The 6,711-nt window shown below is 69.2% G+C and carries 6 protein-coding genes; 4 read left to right on the top strand and 2 right to left on the bottom strand.

Features of this window, described 5'->3' with window-relative positions; genetic code table 11:
* From AC08ON_RS09595 to AC08ON_RS09605, 3 genes are all read left to right on the top strand, one after another.
* Positions 1 to 687: ComF family protein (locus AC08ON_RS09595; RefSeq protein WP_476616804.1), on the top strand; the 687-nt coding region annotated here is incomplete at its 5' end.
* A 331-nt stretch (positions 688 to 1,018) separates the two neighbouring features.
* Positions 1,019 to 1,822, top strand: coding sequence for a ribosome hibernation-promoting factor, HPF/YfiA family (gene hpf / locus AC08ON_RS09600; RefSeq protein WP_476607323.1), 804 nt, complete (start codon positions 1,019 to 1,021; stop codon positions 1,820 to 1,822).
* Between the two features lie 128 nt (positions 1,823 to 1,950).
* Entirely contained in the window at positions 1,951 to 2,664 is a 714-nt protein-coding gene (locus tag AC08ON_RS09605; protein ID WP_476607324.1) for a response regulator, read from the top strand.
* Positions 2,665 to 2,681: 17 nt separating this feature from the next.
* Here AC08ON_RS09605 and AC08ON_RS09610 read toward each other — a convergent pair whose 3' ends face one another.
* Entirely contained in the window at positions 2,682 to 3,239 is a 558-nt protein-coding gene (locus AC08ON_RS09610) for a GNAT family N-acetyltransferase (RefSeq protein WP_035940907.1), read from the bottom strand.
* Positions 3,240 to 3,540: 301 nt separating this feature from the next.
* Here AC08ON_RS09610 and secA point away from each other — a divergent pair, with 301 nt between their 5' ends.
* Positions 3,541 to 6,525 (top strand): preprotein translocase subunit SecA, encoded by a 2,985-nt coding sequence (secA, locus tag AC08ON_RS09615; RefSeq protein ID WP_476607325.1) that lies wholly within the window; start codon positions 3,541 to 3,543, stop codon positions 6,523 to 6,525.
* A gap of 25 nt (positions 6,526 to 6,550) precedes the next feature.
* Here secA and AC08ON_RS09620 read toward each other — a convergent pair.
* Positions 6,551 to 6,711: Rv3235 family protein (locus AC08ON_RS09620; protein WP_476616806.1), on the bottom strand; the 161-nt coding region annotated here is incomplete at its 5' end.

Raw genomic sequence — 6,711 nt, forward strand, 5'->3', positions numbered from 1 at the left:
GCCGCGGGCTCCCTGGCCACCCCGTGGCGGCGAGGGCTGCCGCCGTGCCTGGCCGCCGCCCGCTATGCCGACCGGGTCCGGGCGCTCCTTCTCGCCTACAAGGAGCGTGGCCGGCGCGACCTGGCCGGTCCGCTGGGCGGTGCGCTCGCCCGCGCGGTAGCGCGGGCGGTGTCGTCGGGCGCGGGGGGTGCCACCGACGTGCATCCCGGTCGCTGTCCTCGCGGGCGCGGTGTGGTGCTGGTCCCGGTGCCTTCGAACCGCGCCGCGCGGCGTCGGCGTGGTTTCGACCACCTAGAGCTGCTGTGTTCCGTGGCGGCCGCGGTCCTGCGCCGACGCGGGCACCGGGTCGGAATCGCTCCCGTGCTGCGGCCGGTGCGGCACACGGCGGACCAAGCCGGGCTGGGGGCGGCGGCACGGTTCGTCAACCTCACGGGCGCCTTCGGCCTGGTCGGTCCTGCCCGCACGGCCCGGCTGGTGCGGGCCGCCGACGATCTTTCGGACGGACCTCCCGCGGACCCGTGCATCGTCGTGGTCGACGACGTACTGACGACGGGAGCCACAGCGGGTGAGGCGGTACGGGCCCTACGAGCCGGCGCCCTGCGGGCGAGCGCCGTCGCCGTGGTGGCTGCTTCGAGCCCGACGCGCGGACGGGACCGCTTGCTCGCAATGACGGGGCCGTCGGGGTGAAACTACCAGTACGCACCGCCTGACCAGGCAGTCGGCGCAACGGCCGAGTGGCCCGACGGAGCGGGAGTGACCACTTGTCGGTCGCAGTGCACTCGTCGTGCGGATACCGGGCCGGCGGACGGAGTAGCGCCGCCGCTGAAGGGAAGGGAGCCGAATGCGGGCAGCCAGCCGCAGAACGTTGGGAAGGTGCGACAACCGTAGATAGGGCGCCCGGGGGATCGTCTCGGCCCGGCGGAGACGGTTCCCTCCGGAAGCTCCGAGACACCGGCGCACGGTCGGCAGCTTTGGCGAGGGCCGTGGGCGTCGGACAGGCGAACAGGAGGTGGATCGCGTGGACATCGTGGTCAAGGGCAGGCACACCGCGGTTCCGGAACGGTTCCGCAATCATGTCCAGGCCAAGATCGCCAAGTTGGAACGGCTGAATTCCAACATCATCCGGGTGGATGTCGAGCTGTCGAAGGAACGCAACCCCCGGCTGTCCGACGTCTGCGACCGGGTCGAGCTGACCGTGTACTCACGGGGTCCGGTGATCCGGGCCGAGGCCGCCGCGGCCGACTGCTACGCCGCCCTCGACCTGGCCGCCGGCAAACTGGCCGAGCGGCTGCGCCGGGCCGCCGACCGGCGGGTCCGCCACCACGCCAACCACGCTGGAGCCAAGCCGACCGGGATCACCTCGGTTCCGCTCGGCAGTCTCATGCCGTTGGAGGGCACGAAGCCGGCGGCTGCCCTACCGACCGGTGCCGAGGAGGCCGGTGCCGCCGGAAGGAGTGGCAGCGGCGGATCCAGGCCGGTCGTCGCCGCCCCGGCCGACGAATCCACCGCCAGGATCGGTGCGGGCGAGCAGAGCGAGCAGGCTCCGCTGATTGTCCGGGAGAAGACCCACGAGGCGGAGCCGATGTCGCTGGAGGAGGCTCTGTCCAACATGGAACTGGTGGGGCATGATTTCTATCTCTTCCTCGATGTCGATCTTGGTCTCCCCAGCGTTGTCTACCGGCGGGTCGGTTACGACTACGGTGTCATCCGGTTGTCCGGTTCGGCGGCGGCCGGCAGGTCGGGGCCGGGAGGCGCCGACCAGCGGGACGAGCGGCCGTCGCCAACCCGAGGCGCCTTCGTGAGCTCGGCCGCCGCCGTTTAGACGATCTGAAGGCCGAGTCCGCCGGCCGACGTGCGACCATTTGCCTCGGGTGTCGGAGTACACGGCGCACCGCCCCGCGTGGAGGCACGCGGGGCGGTGCGCCGCGGGCAGTGGTCCAGGGAGGTCAGATGACGGTGGAGGAGCAGCGCTCTGAGGAGAGGCTGCCGACGCCATCGGAGGCGAACCCCATCCGGGTGCTGATCGTTGACGACCATGCGCTGTTCCGGCGTGGGCTGGAGATGGTGCTGGGGCAGGAGGCTGACATCGAGGTCGTCGGGGAGGCCGCGGACGGTGCCGAGGCGGTGACCATGGCTAAGGAGATGGCGCCGGACATCGTGCTCATGGATGTGCGGATGCCGCGCCGTGGCGGGATCGACGCCACGAGCGCCATCAAGGAGGCTGTCCCGAGCGCCAAGATCGTCATGCTGACCATCAGCGACGAGGAGGCCGACCTCTATGACGCGATTAAGGCGGGGGCCATGGGCTACCTGCTGAAGGAGATCTCTATCGACGAGGTCGCCGCGGACATCCGCGCGGTGTACGGGGGGCAGAGCCTCATCAGCCCGTCCATGGCGTCGAAGCTGCTCAGCGAGTTCGCAGCCATGATTAAGAACAAGGATGACCGTCCGCAGCTCCCTACCCCCCGGCTGACCGACCGGGAGATGGAGGTGCTGCGGCTCGTCGCCAAGGGCATGAACAACCGTGACATCGCCAAGCAGCTCTACATCAGTGAGAACACGGTCAAGAACCACATCCGCAACATCCTGGAGAAGCTCCAGCTGCACTCCAGGATGGAGGCGGTCGTGTACGCGGTCCGGGAGAAGCTGCTCGAGATCACCTGAGGCCCGGTCGGGGGGCGTCACCGCGGCGCGGGATCGTCCGGTAGGAGCGATCCCACCCAGCAGTCCCTCCGGTTACCGTCGCCCAGCAGCAGGGCCCGGCGCAGGGTGCCCTCCACGGTGAAACCGGCCTTCTCGGCCACGCGGCGGGACGCGAGGTTGCCCACCGCGGCCCGCCACTCGATCCGGGCCAGCCCCAGAGCTCCGAAACCCCAGCGGGTCAGCGCGGCAACGGCCTGGGAGGTCACTGCCCGCCCGCGCGCCGGCGCCGCGCACCAGTAACCAATCTTCGCGTCGCCGTCGCCGGAGAGATCCGTCAGTCCGACCGAGGCAAGGAGTTGCTCGGTCGTGGCATCCACCACCGCGAACAGCGCCCCGGTCCCGCTGGCCCAGCTCTGCGGCGACTGGCGTGAGACAAAGTCCACCGCGTGTTGGTACAGATACGGCGTCGGGACTCTCGTCCACCGGCTTATCTCCGGGTCCTGGCAGGCCAGGTGTACGGCGTCGGCGTCCCGGGGGTGCCAGGGGCGCAGATGTAGGCGGCCCGCCGTGATCTCCGCCGGTTCGAGAGGTGCCACACTCCAACCTTGCACCGGCCGCCACCGTTGCCGCCGATCCAGGGCACCCATCCGCGCTCCCGGTCGTTGGACAGTGCGGCGTGGCATGGGCGGACCATGCACGCCGTGTTGTCATCCCGTTCTGGTCGTTCCCGTCCGTACGACCCCTGGCCTCGCTCGCCGGCACCCCTTCCCGTCGCCCGCTCCTCACCGGTCCCAGCCGGAGGAACCGCGCGCGGATGGATGTTGTAGGCGGCTGTCGAAGGGCTAGCATCGTGGAGTCGGTGACCTCGCCGACGCGCCTGCCGGAGGAGTTTCGCCCGTGGTACTAGACAAGATCTTGCGTGCCGGCGAGGGCCGGATCCTGCGCAAGCTCAAGGCGATCGCCGAGCAGGTGAACCTGATCGAGGACGACTTCACCGGCCTGTCCGACGGTGAACTGCGAGGCATGACCGACGAGTTCCGCCAGCGGCTCGCGGACGGGAAGGAGACCCTCGACGACCTGCTACCCGAGGCCTTCGCCGCCGTGCGCGAGGCTGCGCGGCGCACGCTGGGCCAGCGGCATTTCGATGTGCAGATCATGGGGGGCGCGGCCCTTCATCTCGGCAACATCGCCGAGATGAAGACCGGTGAGGGCAAGACGCTGGTCTCGACCCTGCCAACCTACCTCAACGCGCTGGCCGGTAAGGGTGTGCACGTCATCACCGTCAACGACTACCTCGCCCAGCGCGACGCCGAGAACATGGGCCGGGTCCATCGTTTCCTCGGCCTCACCGTCGGGGTGATCCATCCGCAGATGCCGCCGGCGGTCCGGCGGGCCCAGTACGCCTGCGACATCACCTACGGCACCAACAACGAGTTCGGGTTCGACTACCTCCGTGACAACATGGCCTGGAGTTCGGAGGAGCTCGTCCAGCGTGGCCACAACTTCGCGGTCGTCGACGAGGTGGACTCCATCCTCATCGACGAGGCCCGCACGCCGTTGATCATCAGCGGTCCAGCGGATCATCCGACCAGGTGGTACACGGAGTTTGCCCGGATCGCCCCGCTGCTCGAACGCGATGTCGATTACGAGGTCGAAGAGGGCAAGCGGACGGTGGCCATCACCGAGTCCGGGGTCGAGAAGGTCGAGGACCAGCTCGGCATCGAGAACCTCTACGAATCGGTGAATACCCCGCTCGTGGGCTACCTGAACAATTCGTTGAAGGCCAAGGAGCTCTACAAGCGGGACAAGGACTACATCGTTACCGACGGTGAGGTTCTCATCGTCGACGAGTTCACCGGCCGCGTGCTCCACGGTCGTCGCTACAGCGAGGGAATGCACCAGGCGATCGAGGCCAAGGAAAAGGTCGAGATCAAGCAGGAGAACCAGACCCTCGCGACGATCACGCTGCAGAACTACTTCCGGCTCTACGACAAGCTCTCCGGCATGACCGGTACCGCCATGACCGAGGCGGCCGAGTTCCACCAGATCTACTCGCTCGGGGTCGTCCCCATCCCGACGAACAAGCCGATGATCCGGCTCGACCAGCCGGACGTCGTCTACAAGACCGAGATCGCGAAGTTCGACGCCGTGGTGGAGGACATCGCCGAGCGGCACGAGAAGGGCCAACCGGTCCTGGTCGGCACCACCAGCGTCGAGAAGTCCGAGTACCTCTCGAAGCAGCTTCGCAAGCGTGGTGTGCCGCACGAGGTGCTCAACGCCAAGCACCACGAGCGGGAGGCGGCCATCATCGCAGAGGCGGGCCGCAAGGGCGCCGTCACGGTGGCGACGAACATGGCCGGTCGTGGTACGGACATCATGCTCGGCGGTAACCCGGAGTTCATTGCCCAGGCCGAGCTGCGCCAGCGCGGCCTCTCGCCGATCGAGACCCCCGAGGACTATGAGGCGGCCTGGCAGGAGGCCCTGGAGAAGGCCAGGCAGTCGGTGAAGGCCGAGCACGAGGAGGTCGTCGACGCCGGCGGCCTGTACGTGCTCGGCACCGAGCGGCACGAGTCCCGGCGCATCGACAACCAGCTGCGTGGCCGGGCCGGCCGGCAGGGCGACCGCGGTGAGTCGCGCTTCTACCTCTCCCTCGGTGACGATCTCATGCGGTTGTTCAACGCGGCTGCGGTCGAGGGCATCATGGATCGGCTGAACATCCCCGAGGACGTCCCGATCGAATCGAAGATCGTGACTCGGGCGATCCGATCGGCCCAGACCCAGGTCGAGGGGAAGAACTTCGAGATCCGCAAGAACGTCCTCAAGTACGACGAGGTCATGAACAAGCAGCGCACCGTGATCTATGAGGAGCGCCGCAAGGTCCTCGGCGGTGCCGATCTCCACGAGCAGGTGCGTCACTTCGTTGACGACACCGTCGAGGGATACGTGCGCGGCGCCACCGCCGACGGGTACCCGGAGGAGTGGGATCTCGACACGCTCTGGACGGCGCTCGGGCAGCTCTACCCGGTCGGTGTGGTGGCACCCGATGTCGATGATCGTGACGGGCTCACTGCCGATCACCTGCTCGAGGACATCCAGGTCGACGCGCAGGAGGCGTACGACCGGCGGGAACTCGACCTCGGCGACGGCCCCGACAGCGGACCGATCATGCGGGAGCTGGAGCGACGGGTCGTCCTCGCGGTCTTGGACCGCAAGTGGCGCGAGCACCTCTACGAGATGGACTACCTGCAGGAGGGCATTGGGCTGCGGGCGATGGGACAGCGGGACCCGCTGGTCGAGTACCAGCGTGAGGGTTTCGACATGTTCCAGACGATGATGGAGGGCATCAAGGAGGAGTCCGTCCGGCTGCTGTTCAACGTCGAGGTCCAGGTCGCGGGGCAGGAGGAGGCCGCCAAGTCGGTGGGCGTCGAGCCGGCCGTGTCCGCCGCTCCCGCACCGCCGGCCGCAGCCGCGACCCTGCCCGCTCCGGCGGTGCCGACGATTCCGGACGGCGCCGGTCCCGTCGCGGACGCGCAGCCCGTTCGCCCCGCGGCGGCCCGTCAGACTCCGCCACCCCCTTCACCGGTTCCGTCCGCACCGCCGCCGGTCTTCGTCAAGGGGCTCGAGCCGCGGCGGCCGACCGGTGGCCTGCGCTACACCGCGCCGTCGGTCGACGGTGGATCCGGGCCGGTCACGACCGTGGATGGCAGGTCGGGACTGGGCCGCCCGGCTGGAGACGGTGCGCTCAGCGCCGCCCGCGGCGAGGCCGGCACGGCGCAGCCCGGTGCGGGCACGCGTCCCGCTCGCAACGCACCCTGCCCGTGTGGGTCGGGCCGCAAGTACAAGCGCTGCCACGGCGACCCGGCGCGCCGCAACACCGAGTGATCCATCTCCGGGGCCGGTGGCCGCACTAACCCACCTGCAGGGTCGTCACCCGCCAGCGTCCGCTGGACGACTCCATGCGCAGCGCGAGTGCGGCCACCCGGGCACCTCGGCTGATGACCGCCGAGACCTCGGCGACTCCGGGGCGCGGTTCGCTGACCCGTACGCTGCGGACCTGACCCCGCCTGC

Source organism: Frankia sp. CoWAU3 (assembly GCF_977971855.1).